General features: G+C 61.8%; 11 protein-coding genes. 6 read left to right on the top strand and 5 right to left on the bottom strand.

What is annotated here, in order from left to right; genetic code table 11:
* Window position 1 precedes the first annotated feature (1 nt).
* Together H8F22_RS23100 and H8F22_RS23095 are read right to left on the bottom strand one after the other, a co-directional pair.
* Complete coding sequence (locus H8F22_RS23100; RefSeq protein ID WP_194940724.1) at window positions 2-814, bottom strand: alpha/beta fold hydrolase; 813 nt, start codon at window positions 812-814, stop codon at window positions 2-4.
* Window positions 815-996: 182 nt separating this feature from the next.
* Window positions 997-13980 (bottom strand): non-ribosomal peptide synthetase, encoded by a 12984-nt coding sequence (locus H8F22_RS23095; protein WP_194940723.1) that lies wholly within the window; start codon window positions 13978-13980, stop codon window positions 997-999.
* 382 nt (window positions 13981-14362) lie between these two features.
* Between H8F22_RS23095 and H8F22_RS23090 the strand changes: the two genes are divergently transcribed.
* Window positions 14363-14911, top strand: a complete 549-nt coding sequence (locus H8F22_RS23090) for an RNA polymerase factor sigma-70 (protein WP_027925770.1) — start codon at window positions 14363-14365, stop codon at window positions 14909-14911.
* A gap of 155 nt (window positions 14912-15066) precedes the next feature.
* On the opposite strand, the gene H8F22_RS23085 is transcribed toward H8F22_RS23090, so the two are convergent.
* The 3 genes from H8F22_RS23085 to H8F22_RS23075 all read right to left on the bottom strand — a co-directional run bounded on the left by H8F22_RS23085 (window position 15067) and on the right by H8F22_RS23075 (window position 17688).
* Window positions 15067-16080, bottom strand: coding sequence for a GNAT family N-acetyltransferase (locus H8F22_RS23085; protein WP_194940722.1), 1014 nt, complete (start codon window positions 16078-16080; stop codon window positions 15067-15069).
* Between the two features lie 94 nt (window positions 16081-16174).
* A complete protein-coding gene (locus tag H8F22_RS23080) occupies window positions 16175-16969 on the bottom strand; it encodes a substrate-binding periplasmic protein (RefSeq protein ID WP_027925768.1) in 795 nt (264 codons plus the stop codon).
* Window positions 16970-17061: 92 nt separating this feature from the next.
* Window positions 17062-17688, bottom strand: coding sequence for a TetR/AcrR family transcriptional regulator (locus H8F22_RS23075; protein WP_027925767.1), 627 nt, complete (start codon window positions 17686-17688; stop codon window positions 17062-17064).
* A 191-nt stretch (window positions 17689-17879) separates the two neighbouring features.
* Here H8F22_RS23075 and H8F22_RS23070 point away from each other — a divergent pair, with 191 nt between their 5' ends.
* The 5 genes from H8F22_RS23070 to H8F22_RS23050 are packed head-to-tail and all read left to right on the top strand — an operon-like array spanning window position 17880 to window position 24149.
* Window positions 17880-19670: an acyclic terpene utilization AtuA family protein gene (locus H8F22_RS23070; RefSeq protein WP_194940737.1), complete on the top strand. Its 1791-nt coding sequence runs from the start codon at window positions 17880-17882 to the stop codon at window positions 19668-19670.
* 12 nt (window positions 19671-19682) lie between these two features.
* Window positions 19683-20552, top strand: a complete 870-nt coding sequence (locus H8F22_RS23065) for an SDR family oxidoreductase (RefSeq protein ID WP_194940721.1) — start codon at window positions 19683-19685, stop codon at window positions 20550-20552.
* Window positions 20553-20555: 3 nt separating this feature from the next.
* Window positions 20556-22172 (top strand): geranyl-CoA carboxylase subunit beta, encoded by a 1617-nt coding sequence (gene atuC / locus H8F22_RS23060; protein WP_194940720.1) that lies wholly within the window; start codon window positions 20556-20558, stop codon window positions 22170-22172.
* Window positions 22173-22197: 25 nt separating this feature from the next.
* Window positions 22198-23355 (top strand): citronellyl-CoA dehydrogenase, encoded by a 1158-nt coding sequence (atuD, locus tag H8F22_RS23055; protein ID WP_027925763.1) that lies wholly within the window; start codon window positions 22198-22200, stop codon window positions 23353-23355.
* Entirely contained in the window at window positions 23352-24149 is a 798-nt protein-coding gene (locus H8F22_RS23050; RefSeq protein WP_194940719.1) for an enoyl-CoA hydratase/isomerase family protein, read from the top strand. The genes atuD and H8F22_RS23050 overlap by 4 nt, the downstream gene beginning before the upstream one ends.
* The last annotated feature ends 53 nt before the right edge of the window (window positions 24150-24202 follow it).

The raw sequence follows: 24202 nt of genomic DNA, 5'->3' as shown, positions 1-24202 counted from the left end.
ACTAATTCCTCTCAGCCAAAAACTTCAGCAGCGCCTCCGTGACAAATCCGGGATTCTCCAGACTGGAGATATGCCCCGCTTCCGGCACCAGCACAGACGGGCACCCGATCAGCTCAGCCATTTCCTTCGCTTCCGACGGCGGCCGCGGCTTGTCCTGATCGCCACACATCACGAGCGTGGTTTCAGGACTCAATGCCCTCAGACGCGGCAACAGATCATCCCGCGCAAACGTAATCCGCCCCATCGGCACGACGCTTTCACGCAGACGCTGCGGCGACAGCGCGGCCAGCTTCGCGCGAAATTCCTGATACAGCGCCGACTGCGGATCGATGCCTGGACGGAAGAAGATCGGCACCACGATGTCGAGCAGCGGCGCCGAGATCACGCCGGTTTCTTCGATCTGCTTGAACAACGAGAAATAGTACTGGCGAGTCGGTTCCGGCTCGACCCCGAGGTAGGTGTCCATCAGCACCAGACCGTTGATTCGCTGCGGTGCGGACAGCGCCAGCCGCGCGCCCCACATGCCACCGACAGACAGCCCAACCAGCGTGACGCGATCAATATCCAGATGATCGAGCAGCGCCAAGGCCTGGCGCGCAATGTCGTCCAGCGATTGCGTGCCTGCGGGCAGCGAGCCGGATTCGCCGTGGCCCCACAGGTCCAGAGCGATGACCCGGTAGTGCGGTGACAGGGCAGCAATTTGCGGGGCCCACATGGCCTGGTCCCACAGGTAACTGCCGGCCAGCAGGACCGCCGGGCCGGTGCCTTGATCCAGGTAATGGAGGGGTTGACCATCAATCGTTGCGAAGGGCATTGACTGTTTCCTTGGTGAAAACTGGAGTGGGGAGACTGGGCTGCCGTGGGTCCATAGTCAACACTCTGAGTGTCTGTACCGGCCCCATCGCGAGCAAGCTCACTCCCACATTGGTTCTGCAAACACAGATCAGATGTGGGAGCTGGCTTGCCTGCGATGAGGCCTTACCAGCCCCTAAAGAATCAGAACCCTTCCAACTCCGCCATCAGGTCATTCAGCCGATCCACCTTCTCCTCGGTGATGTCATTCGCCGCCAATTCATCAATGTATTCGGCCAACTCCGCCACCGTGCTGCACTCGAACATCGCTCGCAACGGCACATCCCTTTGCAGCGCTTTCTGCACCCGCGAAGCAATCTGTGTCGCCAGCAACGAATGCCCACCCAACTCAAAGAAGTTGTCGCGCACACCGACCTTCTCGACTTTCAACACCTCAGCCCAAATGTCCGTCAGCGTCTGCTCCAGATCATTGCGTGGCGCCAGATAGTCCTGGCTCTGCAACTGGCCGATCTCCAGCGCTGGCAGCGCCTTGCGATCGAGTTTGCCGTTGGCATTAAGCGGCAGGCGATCCAGCCACAACCAGTGCAGCGGCACCATGTATTCCGGCAGTTCGGCGCGCAGTCGTTGCTTGATCCGCTCCAGTCGTTCGCTCGGACTCAAGGCTGAATCAGCCGCAACCAAATAGCCAACCAGATGTTTACCGTTCACCCCTTCCTGCACCCCCACCGCCGCTTCGCGGACCTCCGGCTGTTCGTGCAGGCGCGCTTCGATTTCCCCCAGTTCGATGCGGTATCCACGAATCTTCACTTGATGGTCGATACGCCCGACGTACTCCAGCACGCCGTCACTGCGACGACGGGCCAGGTCGCCAGTGCGGTACAACCGATCCCCCGGCGCGCCGAACGGGTTCGGCACAAACACCTGCGCCGTGCGCAACGGATCACTCACGTAGCCGCGACCGACACCGGTACCGGCCACGCACAACTCGCCTACCGCGCCCAACGGCACCAGTTCCAGCGCGCCATCGAGCAGGTATAAACGGTTGTTGTCGGTGGGTGTACCAATCGGCAAATAGCTGCCGCGTGTCGAGACCAGGTCGACACGGAAGAACGCCACGTCATCCGAGCATTCCGCCGGTCCATAGGCATTCACCAAGCCGATCTCCGGGTAACGCAACAGCCATTGGTGCGCCAGTTCCGGCGGCATCGCTTCACCGGTCGGCAGCATCCAGCGCAGGCCGTCGAGGCTCATGCGTTCCTGGGCGAGCATGCCCTGGATCAGCGACGGCACGCTTTCCAGCACGGTGACGCCTTGCGCCGAAACATGCGCCAACAGGCCCTGTGGATCATGAGCGATGGTGTTCGGCACGATGTCCACCCGGGCACCGAACAGCGGCGCGGCGAGGAACTGCCAGACCGAAATATCGAAGCTTTGCGAAGCGGTCTGGGCGATCACATCGGCATCGCTCAGGTTCAGGTAAGGCACCTTGCTCAACTGGTTATTGAGCATGCCGCGCTGCTCGACCATCACGCCTTTGGGCAAACCCGTGGAGCCCGAGGTGTAGATCACGTAGGCAAGGTTATCCGGCCCGCTGTAAACGCCCGGATTGGCCTCCGAAACAGTGCTCGCCTGCACCTCTTCCCAGACCAGCAATTTAGGCCGCTGGGAACAACCGAACTCGTCCAGCAACGCCAGCGCCTGTTCGCGGCAGGCCTGAGTGCACACCAGCAACGGCGTGCGACTCAGGTCGATGATCCGGCTCAGACGTTGACTCGGCAGGCCCGGATCCAACGGCAGATAACCAGCACCGGCCTTGAAGCTTCCAATGAACATGCCGAGCAAATCGAGGTCACGCTCGGCCAGCAACGCCACTGGTTGATCCAGCCCGACACCGGCAGCGATCAGGGCGTGACCGAGGCGGTTGCTGCGCTGGTTCAGTTCGGCGTAGCTGTGTTGCTGATCGAGGCAACTCGCAGCGATCCGCTGCGGATGCTGCGCGACTTGCGCTTCGAACAACGCGACATAGCTCTGTTCCAGCGAGTAGTCGTGTTCGCTCTGGTTGCAACCGTGGACGAGGAAGTCCCGCTCCTCGCCCCCCAGCAGCGGTAAGTCGGCCATGTCACCGTGGAACCCGTCGACCAGCGCCAGCAGCAAGCGCTTGAACTCACCGAGCATGCGCTCGATGGTCGATTCGTCGAAGTAACGCTGGTCGTAAGACAGGTGCAAGCCCAGGTCATCGCCCGGATAACACACCGCTGTCAGCGGGAAGTTGGTGTGGGTGCGGCCCGAATCCGAGGTCGCGTTAAGGCTTTGCGCACGGTCCAGCACCGACACTTCCACCGGGGCGTTCTCGAATACGAACAGGCTGTCGAACAGCGGCTGACCTTTGGGCAATTCACTGTGTTCCTGAATGCTCACCAACGGCAGGTATTCGTACTCGCGCAACTGCATGTTGCTGTCGAGCAAACCGCCGAGCCATTGGCGCACGCTGCAACGCTGATCGTCTTCGGGCATTTTCACCCGCAACGCAATGCTGTTGATGAACAGCCCCACAGTGCGTTGCATCTGCGGCATGTCCACTGGGCGCCCGGCCACGGTGACGCCGAACAGCACGTCGCGATCACCGCTCAAGCGCCGCAACACCAGCGCCCACGCCGCTTGGGCGAAGGTGTTGATGGTCAGCTGATGCGCCTGCGCCAGTTCACGCAATTGCGCACCGTCACGGGCATCGAGCCGGGTGTAGCGGTCGCCGACGATCATGCCACCGCTGGCGCCGGCGTGTTCGCGCAGGAACGGTCGATCACTCGGGATCGGCGTTGTGCGTTCGAAGCCTTGCAGGTTGTTTTTCCACCACTGCCGCGCTTCCGCCAGGCTCTGGCGTTGCAGCCAGCCGATGTAGTCGCGGTAACGCGGCGGTACGGCCAATTGCGCTTCGCGTCCTTCGCCGAGAGCGGTGTAGATATCGAAGAAATCGTTCATCAATAGCGAGCGGCACCAGGCATCGATCAGGAGGTGGTGGTTGCTCATCATGAACCAGTAACGCGCCGCGCCGACCTTGATCAAGCGCAAATGGAACGGGGCCTGATTGAGTAGATCGAACCCGGCCTCACGCTCGCTTTTCAGCAGTGCCTGCAACGTCGGCTCTTGCGCGGTTTCAGCCATCGCGGTCCAGTCGAGGTATTCGATCGGCGTGCTGCCCGGCTTGTGGATAACCTGCAGCATGTCTTCGCCGACGTTCCAGCAGAAGGACGCACGCAGGGCTTCGTGACGGGCGATCACCGCTTGCCAGGCCTGGGCGAAACGCTGAGGGTCGAGCTCGCTGTTGATGCGGTAGCGGTCCTGCATGTAGTAGAGCCCGGTACCTGGCTCCAGCAAGGTGTGCAACAACATGCCTTCCTGCATCGGGGTCAGCGGGTAGACGTCTTCGATCACGGCGGCCGGAACCGGCAGTGCATCGAGTTGCGCCTGGGTCAGTTTCGCCAGCGGAAAATCCGACGGTGTCAGGCCACCCGCCTCGTCCTGCAGACAATGTTCGATCAGGCTGTGCAATTCATTTACGTAAGCGTCTGCCAGGTCGGAGATAGTTTGCGGATCATGGCGTTCTGCACTGAAGGTCCAGCGCAGCACCAGTTCACCGCCGTAGACCTGACTGTCGACGCTCAGCTCATTGGGCAGCGGCGCGTGCGGATCGTGGGCCGCGCCGACCGCTTCATCCAGCGGGCGGAACAAGGCATCCGCGCCAAAGCTCTGGTCGAACTGACCGAGGTAGTTGAAGGTGATCGGCGCTGCCGGCAGCTCAGCCATCGCCTGTCGGCAGAGGTCGTCGGCCAGATAACGCAACACGCCATACCCCAAACCTTTGTGCGGCACGGCGCGCAGTTGTTCCTTGATCGCCTTGATCGAGTCGCCCTGCCCGCCCATCGGCGTCAGTCGCAGCGGATAGGCGCTGGTGAACCAGCCCACGGTGCGGGTCAGGTCGATCTCGTCGAACAGGGTTTCGCGGCCGTGGCCTTCCAGTTGAATCAGCGTCGATTCGTCGCCGCTCCGGCGGCACATCACACGTGCCAGTGCCGTCAGCAGCAAGTCGTTGACTTGCGTGCGGTAAGCGCTCGGCGCCTGTTGCAGCAATTGGCGGGTGCGCTCGCTATCAAGGCGCACACTGACGGTATGCGCATGACGATTCTGCTGACCGCCTTGAGGACGTTCGCAGGGCAACTTAACGCTTGGGCCGGCCAGTTGCGACTGCCACCACCTCAGTTCTTCGCGCAGGGATTCGCTGCCGGCGTACGCCTGCAAGCGCGCCGCCCAGTCCTTGAAGGCACTGGTTTTCGCCGGCAGGTTGACCGACTGCTGTGCGTCCAGTTGCCGGTAAACCGTTTGCAGATCATCCAGCAGCACGCGCCACGAAACGCCGTCGACCACCAGGTGGTGAATGGCGATGAACAGCCGTTGTTGTCCCTCAGGCCCATCGACCAGCAGCGCACGCAACAGCGGCCCCGCTTCGAGATCAAGGCTGCGCTGGGCATCGGTGAACAGCGCGGTGCATGGGTCCATCGACGAAACATGGACTTGCCACAGCACTGGCGCATCGGACACTGGCTGATGTTCGGCATGCCATTGCCCGGCGTTCTCGATGAAGCGCAGGCGCAAGGCGTCATGCTGTTCGATCACCGCCAGCAGCGCTTGCTCAAGACGATGAGGCTCCAGCGTCACGGTCGGTTCCAGCAGTAACGCCTGGTTCCAGTGTTGGCGCTCGGGGATGTCGGTATCGAAGAACCAATGCTGAATCGGCGTCAGATGCGATTCACCGGAGAGCAAGCCTTGCTCGGCGGTGACCTGTTCGGTACGGGTCGCCACTGCGGCCAGAGTCTGCACAGTCTGGTGCTGGAACAGATCACGCGGACTGAAATGGATGCCCTGCTGCCGCGCCCGGCTGACCACCTGGATCGACAGGATTGAATCGCCGCCCAGTTCAAAGAAGTTGTCATTGAGACCGACTTGCGTGACGTTCAACACTTCGCACCAGATCGCGGCCAGGGTCAGTTCAAGTGCATTGCTCGGCGCCAGGTACTGCTGACGGTTCAGCTCCGGGTCCGGTGCCGGCAATGCACGGCGGTCCAGTTTGCCGTTGGCGGTAAGCGGCATGCTGGTGAGCAGAATCAGGTGCGTGGGCACCATGTAATCCGGCAATTGAGATTTGAGGTGCGACTTGAGGGATTCGCGCAGTGCGGCTTGTAGCGCTTCGTCCTGCTCGGCGACCTCGGTGACCAGATAACCCACCAGTTGCTTGCCGCTCGGTGCGTCGAGGGCCAGCACCACGGCTTCACGGATCGATTCATGTTCCAGCAGACGGGTTTCGATCTCGCCCAACTCGATGCGGAAACCGCGAATCTTCACTTGATGGTCGAGACGCCCGAGGTACTCCACCAACCCATCGGCACGCTGACGCACCAGGTCGCCGGTGCGGTACAGGCGTCCGCCATTGTTGGCAAACGGATCGGCGACAAAGCGTTCGGCGGTCATGCCCGGACGCTGGTGATAACCCTGCGCCAGACCAGCACCGCCGACGTACAACTCGCCGGTCGCGCCTTGTGGCACCAACGCCAGATCCGCGTCGAGAATGTAAGCCACCCGCGCGCCAATCACGCTGCCAATCGGCACACTGCCCAGGCCTTCTTCCAACTGTTCGGGCGCGAGACTGGCCAGCGGCATGACCACGGTTTCGGTCGGGCCGTAAGCATTGAAAAACAGGCTCGGCTTGAAGGCCGCGCGAATCCGCGACAGGTGTTCGCCGGTCAGGGCCTCGCCGCCGGTGATGCACATGCGCACCGGCAGGGTTTCGCCCTGGGTCGCCAGCCATTGCGCCAACTGGCTGCCGTAGCTTGGGGTGAAGCCGAGAATGTTGATGCGATGTTGACGAATCAAGCCGCAGATTTCTTGCGCATCCCACTGCCCCTGCGCACGCAACACCACTTGCGCGCCGCACAGCAATGGCACCAGTAAACGCTCGGTCGCCGCGTCGAAGTTGATCGAATAGAAATGCAGCTCGCAATCGTCCGGGCGCATGCCGAAGCGTTCGATCACCGCCTGGCAGTGCATGGCGATCTCACCGTGAGACACCACCACGCCTTTCGGTTGGCCGGTGGAACCGGAGGTGTAAATCAGGTAGGCCTGATGTTGCGGCAGACTGATAAACGGCAGCTCGCTGGTCGGGTAATTGACCAGCCCGGCCGTGTCCTCTTCCAGGCACCAGCGCGCCACCGTTGCCGGCAACTCACCGAGGGCTTCGAACATTGCCGCATCGCTGAGCAACACTGCGATGCCGCTGTCCTCGATCATGTAACGCAAACGGTCGAGCGGATATTCCGGGTCCAGCGGCACATAGGCGCCACCGGCCTTGAGAATCGCCAGCAGGCCGATGACCATCTCCAGCGACCGTTCAAGCGCCAGGCCGACGCGCACCTGCGGACCAACACCACGCTCGCGAAGCATCCAGGCCAGTTGATTGGCGCGGCTGTCGAGTTCGGCATAGCTCAGGGTCTGCCCGGCAAAGGTCAGGGCTGGCGCCTCCTTGCGCGTCAGCGCCTGCTCGCGGAACAGTTGATGAATGCACTGGTCGAGGCGATGCTCGCCCGGTCCGACGCCAAGACTATCGAGCAATGCTTGTTGTTCGCGGGTGTCCAGCAACGGCAGTTCACTGAGACGCTGTTTCGGATCGGTCAACAACGCTTCCAGCAGATTGCGCCAATGCCCGGCCATGCGCGCGATGCGCGGTTCATCGAACAGATCAGTGCTGTAGGTCAGGCAGCAACCGAGGCGATGATCGAGGTCGGTGACTTCCAGGTTAAGGTCGAACTTGGTCGCCCGCGCATCGTTGGCCAGGTACTCGACGGTCATGCCGGCCAGGGTGCGGCTCTGCTGGAACTCCCAGCGCTGCACGTTACACATCACCTGGAACAGCGGGTTGTACGCGGCGCTGCGCGGTGGCTGCAACGCTTCTACCAAGTGGTCGAACGGCAGGTCCTGATGGGACTGGCCTTCGATCACGGTGTGGCGCACCTGCTCAAACAATTCACCAACGGACATCTGCCCGTCGAGTTGGCAACGCAGCACTTGGGTGTTGAGGAACGCACCGATCAGCCCTTCGCTTTCCGGGCGAATCCGGTTGGCCACCGGCGCACCGATGCGCAGATCAGTCTGGCCGCTGTAGCGGTAAAGCAGCACGGCCAGCGCGGCGGTCATGGTCATGAACAGGGTCAGACCGTTTTGCGCATTGAAGGCCCGAATGCGTGCCGCCAGGTCATCGCTCAGGTCGAAACGGAACAGCTCACCCCGGTGGCTTTGCACCGGTGGGCGTGGACGGTCCGCCGGCAGTTCCAGCAGCGGATGTTCACGGCCCAGTTGCGCCGTCCAGTAATCGAGTTGGCGCTGACGCTCGCCGGCCGCCAGCCACTGCCGTTGCCACACGCTGTAATCGAGGTATTGCACCGGCAGTGGCGCCAGTGGTGATTCGCGGTCATCGACGAAGGCTTCGTAGAGCGCGCTCAGTTCCCGGGCAAAGATGTCCATCGCCCAGCCTTCGGTAACGATGTGGTGCAGGGTCAGCACCAGGTAATGTTCGTGCTCGGCAGTCTTGACCAGGCAGGCACGCAGCAGCGGGCCGGTTTCCAGATCGAACGGCGTATGCGCCTCGTCGTCAGCCAGTTGCTGGACGCGTTGCTCGCGGATTTCACCCGCCAATGCGGAAAAATCCTTCCAGTCCATGCGCATTCCGGTTTGCCCATGCACCTGTTGCCGGGCCACGCCGTCGACGCTCGGGAACATGGTGCGCAGTGTTTCGTGGCGCATGATCAACGCTTGCAGCGCCGCTTCGAAACGCCCGACATCGAGTACGCCACGCAGCCGCGCCATGCCACCGACGTTGTACGCCGGGCTGTCCGGTTCCATCTGCCAGAGGAACCACATGCGTTGCTGGGAATAGGACAGCGGCACCGGTTGGCTGCGGTCGACCTGCTCGATCGGCGGTTGCTCGTTGGTCTGGCCGCTGACCTGAATCAGCCGAACCTGCTCGGCGAATGCGCCCAGTTCACGGTTCTCGAACAACGCACGCAGCGGCAATTCGACGTCGCAGGCCTGGCGCGTGCGGGAAATGATTTGTGTGGCCAGCAACGAGTGACCGCCGAGGGCGAAGAAATCGTCGCGAAGACCGATTTGCGTCTGGCCCAGCACTTCGCGCCAGATAGCGGCGATCTGTTGCTCCAGCGCCGTGACCGGTTCGACGTGTTCGCGCACGTGCCATTGCGGCTCGGGCAAGGCGCGACGGTCGAGCTTGCCGCTCGGGCTCAGGGGCATTTGCGCCAGACGCATCAGCTGCGCCGGGACCATGTATTCCGGCAGCTCGGCCGCCAGCGCGGTGATCAGGCGTGTTGTCTGGGCGTCTTCGGTTTCGCTGGTTTCTGTGGCGGTGTAGTAGCCGATCAACTGCCCGCCGACTGCCGTCTCGCGCACCAGCACCACGGCTTGTGCAACGCCCTCCTGCGCCAGCAACCGCGCTTCAATCTCTTGCGGTTCGACACGGAAGCCGCGCAATTTGACCTGCTGATCGAGACGGCCGAGGTATTCGATCACGCCGTCAGCAGTCCAGCTCGCACGGTCGCCGGTGCGATACAGACGTGCGCCCGGCTCGCCCAGCGGATCAACGACAAAGCGTTCGGCAGTCAGGCCCGGACGCCCCAGATAGCCACGCGCCAGCCCGATGCCGCTGATGCACAATTCGCCGGGGACGCCGGCCGGTACGGGGTTGAGGTCGCTGTCGAGCACGCGACAGATGACGTTGCCCAACGGACGGCCAACCGGCGAACACTCGCCATCGGCCGTGGTGCACTGCCAGTGGGTGACGTTGATCGCGGTCTCGGTCGGGCCATAACGGTTGTGCAGTTGCACGGCGGGCAATTGTTCCAGCACACGGTTGCGCAGTTCGGCCGGCAAGGCTTCGCCGCCGGAGAAGATGCGGCGAAGGCTGGTGCACTCAGCGGTGAGCGGTTCATTGATGAACAACGAAAGTAACGGCGGTACGAAGTGCAGCGTGGTCACGCCGAATTGCTGAACCAACTGCGCAATGCGATGCGGGTCGCGGTGTTCACCGGGGCCGGCCATCAGCAAACGGACGCCGGTGATCAGCGGCCAGAAGCACTCCCACACCGACACATCGAAACTGATCGGTGCCTTCTGCATCAGCACGTCGGTGTCATTCAGGCGATAGGTGTCTTGCATCCATTGCAGTCGCTCGGCCAGCGCCGAGTGAGTGTTGCCGACGCCCTTCGGCTGACCGGTGGAGCCCGAGGTGTAGATCACGTAGGCGAGGTTGTCACCGTGCAAATGCAGCCCCGGCGCATGGCTCGGCCAACCGTCGAGGTTGAGCGCGTCCATGGCAATCACGCTGACACCCTCGGTGGCCGGCAGACGTTCAAGCAACCCGGTCTGGGTCAGCAGCAACTCGACGCCGCTGTCGCCGAGCATGTAGGCCAGGCGTTCGGCCGGATAGTCCGGGTCCAGCGGCACATACGCGCCACCAGCCTTGATGATCGCCAGCAGGCCGATCAGCAATTGCGGCGAACGCTGCGCAGCAATGGCCACGCACACGTCCGGGCCGACACCTTTGTCGCGCAGGTAATGCGCGAGGCGGTTGGCGCGGCTGTGCAGGTCGGCGAAGTCCATGGCGCCACCGTCCCACAGCAGGGCGGTGCGTTCCGGTGTCAGTTTCGCCTGTTCGTTGAGCCGTTGCGGCAGCCATTGGCTGGCCGGCGTGCAAGGCGCCGCGCTCCAGGCCGTTTGCTGATCGTGCTCACTTGAGGTCAGCAACGGCAGGTCGCCGATGGCGGTGTCGGGCTGTTCGCAAATGGCGTGCAACAGGTTGCTGAAGTGTTCGGCAAGACGGGTGATGGTCGCCCCATCAAACAGTTCGCTGGCGTAGTCGAAGGACAGGCTGAGGCGACCCTTTTGATCTTCCTCGCTGTGCAGTTGCAGGTCGAACTTGGCTTCGCGGCTGTGCCACGGCAACTCTTCGACGAGCAATCCCGGCAGCCGGCGCAGTGCGCTCAAGTCCCGTTGCTGGTGGTTGAACATGACCTGGAACAGGCCTTGTTCGCGGGCTTGCGGGAACGCTTCGAGCAGTTGCTCGAACGGCAGGTCCTGATGCGCTTGGGCGCCCAATGCGTGCTGACGGGTTTGCGCCAGCAGCTCAACAAAAGGCTGTCGCGAATCCACTTCGGCACGCAGCACCTGGGTGTTGATGAAGAAGCCGATCAGCCCTTGGGTTTCAAGGCGTGGACGGTTGGCATTCGGCACGCCGATGCGGATGTCGCGCTGGCCGCTGTAGCGGTGCAACAGGCTCTGGAACCCGGCGAGCAATAGCATGAACGGGGTTGATTCATGCGCCTGTGCGGTCCGGCGAATGGCATCGCTCAAGGTCGCGTCCAGTTTGACGGAATGACGCGCCGCACTGTGAGTGTGCTGTGCCGAACGCGGGTGGTCGGTGGCCAGATTGAGCGTCGGGTGCTCATCGCCCAACCGCGTTTTCCAATAAGCCAATTGGCGTTCACCCTCCCCTTGCGCCAGCCATTGACGCTGCCAGCTGCCGTAGTCGGCGTACTGCGTCGGCAAGGCCGGAAGTGTTGCTTGTTGTCCCTGGGAAGCTGCGGCGTACAGGCGCGAGAACTCGTCGATCAGCACGTTCAGCGACCAACCGTCGGCGATGATGTGGTGCATCGTCACCAGCAACTGGTGATCTTCATCATCGAGGCGTACCAGCGTCACCCACAACAGCGGACCTTTCTCCAGATCAAATGGGGTGCGCGCCTCGTCCTCACGGATTTGCTCGGCGCGGGCTTCACGCTCGGTGGCTGGCAGGCCGCTGATGTCGATCAATCGCAGGTTCAACCCGGCGGCGGCATCCACCTGTTGCAGCGCCACGCCGTCACGCTCGAAGAACCGCGTGCGCAAGGATTCGTGGCGCTCGATCAGTTGCTGGAAACTGCCGCGCAATGCGTCTTGATCCAGCTCGCCACGCAAACGCAACGCACCGGGAATGGTGTAGGCGCTGCTGTGCGGGTCGAGTTGCCAGGTAATCCACAGGCGGTTTTGCGCCAGGGATTGCGGCAGGGCTTCGGTGCGCGACAGCGGGGTGATCGCGCCTTGGACCAGGCCACCATCCTGTTGTTGCCGAGCCACAGCGCTGGCGAATGCACCGAGGGACGGCGCTTCGAGCAACAGGCGCAGGTTCAGCTCCAGGCCGAGTGCTTCACGCAGACGCGCAACCACTTGGGTGGCGGCGATGGAGTTGCCGCCGAGCAGGAAGAAGTGGTCGTCGGCATGGATCTGTTTGACCTGCAATTGTTCGCACCAGATCTGGCCGATCAGGGATTGCAGGTCAGAACCGGATTCGGTGTTTGCTTCACGCTCCGTGGCCGCTGACGGAAACAGCGCATAGCTGTCGAGACTGCCCTCCGCCAGACGATGGCGGCACGCCGAGCGCTGCAACTTGCCGCTCGACGTCTTGGGCAGCGCCCCCGGATTGAGCAGCACCACCACGCTCGGCGCTTCTTGATACGCTTCGGCCACGGCTTGGCGGATGGCTTTGATCAGCGCTTCGGGTGGCAGGATTTTCTGCACGCTGCGGCTGATTTCGGCGGCGACACCAATGCCTTCCTGACCGTCGATATTGACCGCGAATGCCGCGACGCGACCTTTGCGCACCACCTCCACTTCACGCTCGATGGTTTGCTCGATGTCCTGTGGATAGAGGTTGTGCCCGCGAACGATCAGCAGGTCCTTCAGGCGCCCGGTGATGAACAGTTCGCCGTCGCGCATAAACCCCAGGTCGCCGGTGCGCAACCAGGTCTGGCCGTTGTGCTGGACGAAGGTCTTGGCGCTGGCCTCGGGGTTGCGCCAATAGCCGAGGGCGATGCTCGGCCCGGTGGCCCAGACTTCACCGACAGCATTCTCGGCCAGTTCAGTGAGCGCAACCGGATCGACAATCAGCACCGCGTGATCCGGCTGGCTGAAGCCGCAACTCATGATCGCGCAGCCCTCGCCCGATTCCGCGCGATGTTGCGCCAGAGCTTGATCGTCTACGCGCAGGTTGCCAATGCCCTGAGCACGAGGGCTGCCAGCCACAAACAGCGTCGCTTCGGCCAAGCCGTAGGACGCCATGAAACTGTCCGGGGTAAATCCGCATGGGGCGAATTTCTCGGCGAAGCGCTCCAGGGTGTCGAGACGAATCGGTTCGGAACCGGAGTACGCCACACGCCAGCCGCTCAAATCGAGCCGTTCCAACGCCGATTCGCTGACCCGCTCGCTGCACAGCCGGTAGGCAAAATCCGGTCCGCCGCTGATGGTGCCGCCGTACTCGCTGATCGCTTCCAGCCAGCGCAGCGGCCGGCCGAGGAAGTACGCCGGCGACATCAACACGCACGGCACGCCGCTGAAAATCGGCTGCAACAGACCGCCGATCAAGCCCATGTCGTGGTACAGCGGCAGCCAGCTGACGATCACGTCATCAGGGTTCAGATCAATGCCAAAGCCGTGGCGAATCAGCACTTCGTTGGCCACCAGATTAGCGTGGCTGACTTGCACGCCTTTGGGCACCGCGGTGGAACCGGAGGTGTATTGCAGGAAGGCGATGTGGTTGCCTTCGAGGTTTGGTTCGACCCAACGATCCGCCAGTTCAACATTGAGAGTGTCGACGCAGAGCAGCGGCGGCGCGCCTTCGATCTGCTGCAACGCGTCGCGCAGATCGGCGCTGGTCAGCAGCAAGCGCGGTTGGGCATCGTCGATGATCGACAGCAGGCGTTCCTGATGATGACGTTTGGCCGACTCCGGCGGATAGGCCGGCACCGCGATCACGCCTGCATACAGGCAGCCGAAAAACGCGGCAACGTAATCCGGACCACTGGGAAACAACAGGACCGCGCGATCGCCAAACTCCGCCTCGGCTTGCAACGCACCGGCAATGGTTCGCGCGCGCTGATCCAGTTCGCGATAACTGAGGACTACCGCCTGATCCGGCGTGTCGGCAAGAAAACGCAAGGCCACCCGATCCGGCGTCAGGGCCGCACGGCGCTGTAGGGCTTGGACCAGTGTGCTTGGGAGTTCGAACGCGTCGGTCATGAGGTTTCCTGCCTGATATCGGCTTGCAAGTGGAATCGGTTTTGTGACGTCACGCCCCATGGGAAGGCGTGCAGGACGCGGTCTTCGCCGACCGCGCAAGGCTTTGGGAATGCGGCTGTGGCCGGAATTTGCCCGGCGCCTTTCACCAATGAGAACGGATGACGTCTGCAAATAATTAGTCGACAGGCCGGATAGCCAGTGGGGATGGAGGGTGCAAGCGAGGACGTCGGCGTGCGGCAGTTCGCACTTTGCACCAACGAGGCGCATTACTTCTCTTTCTCAATTGACAATCATTATCATTCAGCCTAATTTGTCGCTCGACGTGTCGGGCGGCACAGGTTTCGTGCCGTCCCACCAACCTATTGGCAGCAGGGTGATTTCCATGACGGAACAAGTATCCACAAGCAGGTGCGATTCACCGCTACTTCAGGCCTTCGTCGACAATCGACTGATTCTGGTCAAGATTGCAGCCCGCATTACCGGTTGCCGGTCACGCGCCGAAGACGTAGTGCAGGATGCCTTTTTCCGGCTGCAATCCGCACCGGCGATCACCTCCTCGTTCAAGGCGCAGCTCAGCTACCTGTTCCAGATCGTGCGCAACCTGGCGATCGACCACTACCGCAAGCAGGCGCTGGAGCAGAAGTATTCCGGCCCTGAAGAGGAAGGTCTGAACGTGGTGATCCAAGGTGCTTCACCCGAAACCTCGCACATCAACTTCTCGACTCTTGAGCACATTGCCGATGCGCTGACGGAGCTGCCAAGCCGCACCCGCTACGCCTTTGAGATGTACCGCCTGCACGGGGTGCCGCAGAAGGACATCGCCAAGGAACTCGGCGTATCGCCGACGCTGGTGAACTTCATGATTCGTGATGCGCTGGTGCATTGCCGCAAGGTGTCGGGGAGTCGGGCGGATACTTTTGCTCGTCGTTAGGATCTGGATTCTGTGGTGCCCCCATCGCGAGCAGGCTCACTCCTACAATAGATCTCCAGTGTTCACGAATAGTGTGTTCACCATAGATCCAATGTAGGCGTGAGCCTGCTCGCGATGGCTGACTCAAGACCAGTACAGGTCTTGAGCCATAAACATCAAGCCAACCGGCACCGATCAAAAAACCGCTCCCGCCCCACCGCCATCAACGCCGCCCGCTTGTGCGGGAAGTCGAACTCTTTCTCGCAGTAAAAACCCTGCCCCTGCATGTGCCCGATCATCTTCGCGTTATCCGCGCGAGGCTCGGCCACCACCCGTTGCGTGCGCGGGTCGTCAAGAAACAGGTAATGCACCAGCGCCGATAACCAGCTCGCCACTTTGTGCGGCCCCCGGTGGTTTTCTTCACCCACCAGCATGTGGATGCCCCGGTCGTAATCATCGACGTCATAGAACGGCGCGATGCGATCTTCCCTGGCCCAATACGCTTCGAAGTAGGCAAACGGCTGATCATCGAAACAGCCGACCAGGGTGACCGTGTGCGGGTCCGCCGCCAGTTTTTCCAGGTAGTCGCGATGCTGTTCGAGACTGCCCTCCTCCTGCCAGAAACTCGCCACGCGCGGGCTGTTCTGCCAGCGATTGAAACGCTCCAGGTCCAATTCAATGTCTACCGTGCGCAGGGAAATCCAGGCACCGAGGCGCGCATCAAAACGCCGATAGACTTCGCCCCGCGGCTTCGGTGGGCGCAGCGGATGACGCTTGCCGTTGCTGATGACCCTATGCTGCGGATAACTGACGACCAGCGATTCACCCAGCCATGGCTGAGCTATTTGCCAGAACAGGGTGCGCAAACAGTGATATTGGCCGGCGATTTCGGTGGGAATCAGCAATCCGCTGAGCAGTACATCGGTGGGCACTTCATCGAGTTGCCAGGTCAGGCACTGGCAAGCGGGATCACGAGCAAACAGCCAATAACACGCCGCCCGGATGCCGTGTTCGAGCGGTTGGCCAAAATGCTCTTCCACTTGCACCTGTAACTCGGGCTCGCGGGTCAGGCGCAGCTGGATCAACGGCTGACCTTGCAGGCTGAGGTGCAGGCGGTTTTCGCTTTCATCCGCTACAAGCGGCCCTTCGGCAGGCAGGGCCAGGCCAGTCAGGTCATTCAAATCGGGCATGGGTCGGGCTCACGTTAGTCGTCGACAGTTCAACGATGTGACGTGAGCCGGGCCCGGAAATTTAAGACACGTGCGTAAATACTGTGGCGCGATATCAGTTTCGCGGTACCGGCACTACGGCGATTTTGTACGGATCAAAAATCTTCAGCATCTGGCCGTTGTCGCGCAACCCTTGCAGCAATTTGCCGAACGCTTCGCCAGTGATCGGCGCGGAGGGGCGGAGGATGGCGTAGTGGTGATAGACCTGATCGATGCGCTGGGACACCAGCAGTTGATCGCCGACCTTCTCATTACGCAGCAGGTAATCGCTCAGGTACGAGCGCGTCACCAAGGCAATGTCCGCCCGCCCGCGCAACACCATCAACAAGTTGCTGTCGTGGGAATAGGTCAGCGTCGCGTTGTAGTTTTGCGCGAGGAATTTCGGGTCGGCATTGAAATTGGCGAATTCGTAGTGATAGCCGCTGAACAGGGCCAGGCGCTTGCCGGTGAGGTCGACAAAATAGTTCTGCAGTCGTTCCGGCAGGCGTTGCGCGACGAAAATCTCGGCGTCTTCAAGCCCCATGTCAACGCTGGTGTGGGGAATGTCCTGCCAGCCCCAATCCGGGTTTTCGAAAATCGCCATGTCGACCCGGCCCTGCTTGAAATCACCGAAGCGCCGGGGAATGGAGGTGGGCACCAGGACAAACTGGTAATCGCTTTGCTCGCGATTCAACGCCTCGACCAGCTGAGGCAGCAGGCCGGTGTCGACACCGGTTTCCGGGCGAATGGTGTAGGGCGGAAAATGCGCCGCCCCCACTCGCACCAGTTGTGCAGCGTGGGACGGCAATACCCAGAGCGCCGCAAGCGACGCCAGCAAAAGCCGCGAAGCCGTCCTGATTGGCGAAGACATCAAAACAACCCACTCCCCAAAAAAATACGCATCAATGCATTCAAGCTAGGCGGTTTCGGCCACTTAGCCAGTTTCCTTAGATTGGCACAACCTTATTGTTTTTCTTCCAGCACGAGAATCAAGGCTTCCTCGGCCAATTGATCGAGGCTCATGCTGCCGTCAGCGCGAAACCAGGTGGTGGTCCACGACAATGCACCCGTCAGGAAACGCCGCGTGATGAACACATCGCCGCGAATGAAACCCGCCTCTTTGGCTTCGCCCAACACCTGCAGCCAGAGTTCTTCATAAATATCACGCAGTGCCAATACCTGCGCCTGCCCGTCTTCGGACAACGAGCGCCATTCGTACACCAGCACCGCCATGGCCTCGCCGCTGCCACCCATGATCGACTGCAATTCGCAACGAATCAGCGCCAGCACTCGCTCGCGGACGTTGCTGGACTCGGCCAGGGCCGCCCGCATCAACGCAGTGTTGTAGCGGATGGTCTCTTCCATCACGGCGCGAAGGATTTCGTCCTTGCTTTTGAAGTGATGAAAAATGCTGCCTGACTGGATGCCCACGGCGCCCGCCAGATCGCGCACCGTGGTGCGTTCATAACCTTTGTTGCGGAACAGGTGAGCCGCCACTTGCAGCAGTTTGCCGCGGGCGCTGTCCGGGTCGGTCAACTGGCCGTTGTCGACCAATTCGCGCATGACCCTCAGGGCTTTTTGCTCGTCCACCCGTTCTCTCCTACAGTCGATCAATCAAATACGCCGCTCGCCGCTGAAACAACGGGGGTTGCGCGGGCAATTTAAGCTGGCAACGACCACCAAGCAAGCGCTCGGGCAGAAGATATTTCAGGCGTTTACAAACCAAGCGCTTGCTTGGTAGTCTCGATGCACTTCACTGGGAGGTGGCTATGCAGTTGACTGTGCCTAAAACGATTCGCATCGGCTGCGCCAGCGCCTTCTGGGGCGACACCTCGACCGCTGCCGCGCAACTGGTGGAAGGTGGACGCCTGGACTACCTGGTCTTCGACTACCTGGCCGAAATAACCATGTCGATCATGGCCGGTGCACGGATGAAAGACCCGCAGGCCGGCTATGCGGGGGACTTCATCGAAGTCCTCAGCCCATTGCTGGGGCAACTTGCCGAGCAGAAGATTCGTGTCATCAGCAACGCCGGCGGCGTCAATCCACTCGCCTGCGCCGCCGCCCTGCAAGCCACCTGCGACAAGGCCGGTGTGGCGCTGAAAATCGCCGTGTTGCTGGGCGATGACCTGCAACCGCAATTCAAACAGCTGAGTAGCCTCGGCCTTCATGAAATGTTCAGCGGCGCGCCGTTACCGCCCCTGTGCGTATCGACCAACGCCTATCTCGGCGCGCCGGGCATCGTTGAAGCCTTGCGCCTGGGCGCGGACATCGTGATCACCGGGCGCGTGGTCGACAGCGCCGTGGTCAGCGCGGCACTGGTGCATGAATTCGGCTGGTCCTGGCACGACTACGACAAACTCGCCCAAGCGGCGCTGGCCGGCCACATCATCGAATGCGGCGCCCAGTGCACCGGCGGCAATTTCACCGACTGGCGCGAAGTGCCCGACTACGAACACATCGGCTTCCCTATCGTCGAGGTCAGCGCCGACAGCCAGTTCATCGTCAGCAAACCGGAAGGCTCCGGCGGCCTGGTCACGCCACTGACCGTCGGCGAGCAGATGCTTTATGAAATCGGCGATCCACGGGCTTACCTGCTGCCGGATGTGGTCTGCGATTTCACTCAGGTCAAACTTCAGCAACAGGGCAAAAACGCGGTTCAGGTGCATGGCGCGAAGGGCTTGCCGCCAACCGATCAGTACAAGGTCAGCGCGACGTACCCGGACGGTTTCCGCTGCACCGCCAGTTGCTTGATTGCAGGCATCGATGCGGTGGACAAGGCGCGACGGGTCAGCGAAGCGATCATCAACAAGACCTCGGATATTTTCCGCCAGCGCGGCTGGGCGCCCTACAGCGAAGTGAACATCGAACTGCTCGGCAGCGAGGCCACCTACGGCCCCCACGGCCAGCGCACGGACAGCCGCGAAGTGGTGATCAAACTCGCTGTGCGTCACCCGAGCAAACAGGCCTTGATCGTGTTCTCCCGGGAAATCGCCCAGGCTGCAACCGGTATGGCGCCGGGGCTGACCGGGATCGTCGGCGGGCGGCCAACGGTGTATCCGCTGATCCGGCTGTTCTCCTTCCTTATCGACAAAACCGCCTGCACGCTGGACATTGATTTCAACGGCCGGCGCCACCCCTGCGCGCTGCCCGCCGTCGATGTGCTCGACCCGGATGACTTGCCTGTCCCGTTCGACCCACCGCAGCCCAGCGACCGCGCCGACGCCAGCGTGGCCCTGATCAGACTCGCGGTCGCGCGCTCCGGCGACAAGGGCAATCACAGTAACATCGGCGTCATGGCCCGCGAGCCCGAGTACCTGCCGTGGATCGCCGAAGCGCTGACGCCGGAGGTCATGGTCGACTGGATGAGCCACGTCCTCGACCCCGTTCACGGGCGCGTGGAGCGCTGGTATTTGCCGGGCACCCACAGCCTGAATTTTCTACTGGAGAACGCCCTCGGCGGCGGTGGCGTGGCCAGCCTGCGGATCGACCCGCAAGGCAAGGCCTTCGCCCAGCAGCTGCTGGAAATCCAGATTCCGGTGCCGCAGCGCATCGCCGACCAGGTCAACTAGAGGACTGCCGCCATGGCTTACGATTCGATCTTCAAAACCGATCTGTTTGCGGGCCAAACCATTCTTGTCACCGGTGGCGGCAGCGGCATCGGCCGTTGCACCGCCCATGAACTGGCAGCGCTGGGCGCGCATGTGCTGCTGGTCGGGCGCAAGGCCGACAAGTTGAAAAGCGTTGCCGCCGAGATTGCCGCAGACGGCGGCAAGGCGGATTGGGCCGTGTGCGATATTCGCGAGGAAGATGCAGTCAAGCATCTGGTCAGCGAACTGATTCGCAAATACGGGCCGATCCACGGTCTGGTCAACAACGCCGGCGGGCAATTCCCGTCACCGTTGGCCTCAATCAATCAGAAAGGTTTCGAAACCGTGGTCCGCACCAATCTGGTCGGCGGTTTCCTGATGGCCCGGGAAGTGTTCAATCAATCCATGAGCAAGCATGGCGGCGCCATCGTCAACATGCTCGCCGACATGTGGGGCGGCATGCCCGGCATGGGCCATTCAGGCGCGGCGCGCGCGGGCATGGATAACCTGACCAAGACTGCCGCCTTCGAATGGGGTTACGCCGGGGTGCGGGTCAACGCGGTGGCGCCGGGGTGGGTCGCGTCCAGCGGCATGGACACTTACGAAGGCGCTTTCAAAGCGGTGATACCGACCTTGCGCGAACACGTGCCGCTGAAACGCATCGGCACCGAATCGGAAGTCAGCGCTGCAATTGTGTTCCTGCTCAGCCCGGCCGCGGCGTTTGTCAGCGGCAGCACCTTGCGCATCGACGGTGCCGCCAGCCTCGGCGGGCGCGCGTGGCCGATCCACAAGGCTACGAACAGCGAGTCGTACAACGGTTTTCACCGCGCGTACTTACCTGACGTGCTCAAGGACAAGGAATAAGCCATGCCGGTGATTCAATCGCAAGTGGACCCGTTCAGCGCGCAGTTCGCCCAGAACCGCGACGCGATGCTGGCCGTGATCGAACACGTGCGCCAGCTCGAACAGAACCTGTTGAACAAGGCAGCCGAAGCCAAGCCGAAATTCGACAAGCGTGGCCAACTGCTGCCGCGTGAACGCCTCAACCTGCTGCTCGACCCCGGCGCGCCGTTCCTCGAACTGGCGAGCCTGGCGGGCTACAAGCTGCACGACGACAAGGACGGCAGCGCGGCCGGTGGTGGTTTGATCGCCGGGATCGGTTACGTGTCCGGCGTCCGCGTGCTCGTGGTGGCAAACAACAGCGCGATCAAGGGCGGGACCATTTCCCCCAGCGGATTGAAAAAGTCCCTGCGCCTGCAACAGATCGCCATGGAGAACAAACTGCCGGTGATCACCCTCGCCGAAAGCGGTGGCGCCAACCTGAATTACGCCGCGGACATTTTCGTCGAAGGCGCGCGCAGTTTTGCCAATCAGGCGCGGATGTCGGCCATGGGATTACCGCAGATTACCGTGGTGCATGGCTCGGCCACTGCGGGCGGCGCTTATCAGCCGGGATTGTCGGATTACGTGGTGGTCGTGCGCGGCAAGGCCAAGCTGTTTCTCGCCGGCCCGCCACTGCTGAAAGCGGCAACCGGGGAAGTCGCCACCGACGAAGAACTCGGCGGCGCCGAGATGCATGCGCAAACCGCTGGCACCGCCGAGTACCTGGCCGAGAACGATGCCGACGGCGTGCGCCAGGTGCGCGAGATCGTCGGCCTGTTGCCCTGGAACGATCAGTTGCCCTGGCGTCCGGTACATCGCTGGGAAGAACCGCTCTACCCCATCGACGAGCTGCTGGGCCTGATCCCGGACGACCCGAAAAAACCCTATGACGTGCGCGAGATCATCGCCCGTATCGCCGACGGTTCGACCTTCCTCGAATTCAAGGCTGAGTTTGATCAGCAGACCGTCTGCGGCCACCTGAAAATCCAGGGCCGTGCCTGCGGCGTCATCGGCAACAACGGCCCGATCACGCCCAAGGGTGCGAGCAAGGCCGCGCAGTTCATTCAGTTGTGCGACCAGAGCCAGACGCCGCTGCTGTTTTTCCACAACACCACCGGGTTCATGGTCGGCACCGAATCGGAACAGCAAGGCGTGATCAAACATGGCGCGAAGATGATTCAAGCAGTGGCAAATGCCCGGGTGCCAAAACTGACGATTGTCGTCGGCGGCTCTTATGGTGCCGGCAACTATGCGATGTGCGGGCGCGGCCTCGACCCGCGTTTCATCTTCGCCTGGCCCAACAGCCGCACGGCCGTGATGGGCGGTGCCCAGGCCGGCAAGGTGCTGCGGATTGTCACCGAAGCCAAACAGCTCAAGGACGGTCTGGTGCCGGACCCGAAAATGCTCGACATGCTGGAACAGGTCACCGCACAGAAACTCGACAGCCAGTCCACCGCCCTCTACGGCAGTGCCAACCTGTGGGACGACGGGCTGATCGATCCGCGGGACACGCGGACGTTGCTCGGTTACGTGCTGGATATCTGTCACGAGGCCGAGGTGCGGCCGCTGCAAACCAACAGTTTTGGCGTCGCCAGGTTCTAGACCGGCCTTTAGGAGAACAATAAAAATGATCTTCACCCAGGAACACGAAGCACTGCGCCGCACCGTCCGCCAGTTCGTCGATCACGAGATCAACCCCCACGTCGAGGAATGGGAAAAGGCCGGTCGTTTCCCCATCCATGAAATCTTCCGCAAAGCCGGTGACCTCGGCCTGCTGGGAATTTCCAAACCGGAAAAATTCGGTGGCATGGGGCTGGATTACAGCTATTCGATTGCCGCGGCCGAAGAGTTCGGCACCATCCATTGCGGCGGCATTCCGATGTCCATCGGCGTGCAGACCGACATGTGCACGCCCGCCCTCGCCCGCTTCGGCTCCGATGAATTGCGTGAAGAATTCCTGCGCCCGGCGATTACCGGCGAACAGGTCGGTTGCATCGGCGTTTCCGAAGTCGGTGCCGGCTCCGACGTCGCCGGGCTGAAAACCACCGCCCGCAAGGACGGCGACGATTACGTGATCAACGGCAGCAAGATGTGGATCACCAACTCGCCCAGCGCCGATTTCATCTGCCTGCTGGCCAACACCTCGGACGACAAACCGCACATCAACAAGTCGCTGATCATGGTGCCGATGAACACCCCCGGCATCAGCCTCAGCTCGCACCTGGACAAACTCGGCATGCGCAGCTCGGAAACCGCCCAGGTGTTTTTCGACAATGTGCGTGTGCCGCAACGCAACCGCATCGGCCATGAAGGCGCCGGATTCATGATGCAAATGCTGCAATTCCAGGAGGAACGGCTGTTCGGCGCGGCGAACATGATCAAGGGCCTGGAGTATTGCGTCGACAGCACCATCGAGTACTGCAAGGAGCGCAAAACCTTCGGCAATGCGCTGATCGACAACCAGGTGATCCACTTCCGTCTGGCCGAGCTGCAAACCGAAATCGAATGCCTGCGGGCGCTGGTCTATCAGGCCACCGAGCAATACATCAAAGGCCAGGATGTCACTCGCCTGGCTTCCATGGCCAAGCTCAAGGCCGGGCGTCTGGGCCGTGAAGTCAGCGACAGTTGCCTGCAATATTGGGGCGGCATGGGTTTCATGTGGGACAACCCGGTGGCCCGCGCTTACCGCGATGTGCGGCTGGTGTCGATTGGCGGTGGCGCCGATGAAATCATGCTGGGGATCATCTGCAAACTCATGGGAATTCTGCCGGGGAAAAAGAAATGAGCACCCTGCCCGATTGCCAGACGCTGCTGTTGGAGTCGCATAACGGCGTGCTGCACATCACCCTCAATCGTCCGAAAAGCCGCAATGCGATGAGTCTGCACATGGTCGCCGAACTGCGCGCGGTCCTTGCGGCGGTGCGTGATGATCGTGCGGTTCGGGCCTTGGTGATTGGCGGTGCCGGCGGACATTTCTGTGCCGGTGGCGACATCAAGGACATGGCCAACGCACGCGCTCAAGGTTCGGACGCCTATCGCGAGTTGAACCGGGCCTTTGGCGCACTGCTGCAAGAGGTGCAACACGCGCCGCAAGTGGTGATTACGGTGCTGCAAGGCGCCGTGTTAGGCGGTGGACTGGGGCTGGCGTGTGTCAGTGATGTCGCCCTGGCCGATCACCTGGCGCAGTTCGGGTTACCGGAAACCAGCCTTGGCTTGCTGCCCGCGCAAATCGCCCCGTTTGTGGTCCAGCGCATCGGCCTGACCCAGGCCCGGCGCCTGGCGCTGACCGCCGCGCGTTTCGATGGTACTCAGGCGCGGCGCATGGGCCTGGTGCACTTTGTCGAGCATGACGCGCAAGCGCTGGCCGAACGCCTCGATGAAGTCCTCGCCCATGTGCTGTGCTGCGCGCCGGGGGCGAATGCGACGACTAAAAAACTGTTGCTGGCGAGTGCCGGGCAACCGTCGGATGCACTGTTGGATGACGCGGCGCAGTGGTTTAGCGAAGCGGTGACGGGCGCAGAAGGCATCGAAGGGACGATGGCTTTTGTGCAAAAAAGAAAACCGGGGTGGGCCTCTTAAAAGCATCGCGAGCAGGCTCACTCCTACAGGGGAATGCATTCCAAATGTGGGAG

The sequence above is a fragment of the Pseudomonas mucoides genome (genome assembly GCF_015461845.1).
GTDB lineage: Bacteria > Pseudomonadota > Gammaproteobacteria > Pseudomonadales > Pseudomonadaceae > Aquipseudomonas > Aquipseudomonas mucoides.
The sequence above is the reverse complement of the archived record's forward strand: the minus strand, read 5'-3'. Positions and strand labels throughout refer to the sequence as shown.

What these genes read in the sequence shown, in the direction of transcription:
- H8F22_RS23100 (WP_194940724.1), bottom strand. Translation starts at nt 814, where the DNA reads ATGCCCTTCGCAACGATTGATGGTCAACCCCTCCATTACCTGGATCAA.
- H8F22_RS23095 (WP_194940723.1), bottom strand. Translation starts at nt 13,980, where the DNA reads ATGACCGACGCGTTCGAACTCCCAAGCACACTGGTCCAAGCCCTACAG.
- H8F22_RS23090 (WP_027925770.1), top strand. Translation starts at nt 14,363, where the DNA reads ATGACGGAACAAGTATCCACAAGCAGGTGCGATTCACCGCTACTTCAG.
- H8F22_RS23085 (WP_194940722.1), bottom strand. Translation starts at nt 16,080, where the DNA reads ATGCCCGATTTGAATGACCTGACTGGCCTGGCCCTGCCTGCCGAAGGG.
- H8F22_RS23080 (WP_027925768.1), bottom strand. Translation starts at nt 16,969, where the DNA reads ATGTCTTCGCCAATCAGGACGGCTTCGCGGCTTTTGCTGGCGTCGCTT.
- H8F22_RS23065 (WP_194940721.1), top strand. Translation starts at nt 19,683, where the DNA reads ATGGCTTACGATTCGATCTTCAAAACCGATCTGTTTGCGGGCCAAACC.
- atuC (WP_194940720.1), top strand. Translation starts at nt 20,556, where the DNA reads ATGCCGGTGATTCAATCGCAAGTGGACCCGTTCAGCGCGCAGTTCGCC.
- atuD (WP_027925763.1), top strand. Translation starts at nt 22,198, where the DNA reads ATGATCTTCACCCAGGAACACGAAGCACTGCGCCGCACCGTCCGCCAG.
- H8F22_RS23050 (WP_194940719.1), top strand. Translation starts at nt 23,352, where the DNA reads ATGAGCACCCTGCCCGATTGCCAGACGCTGCTGTTGGAGTCGCATAAC.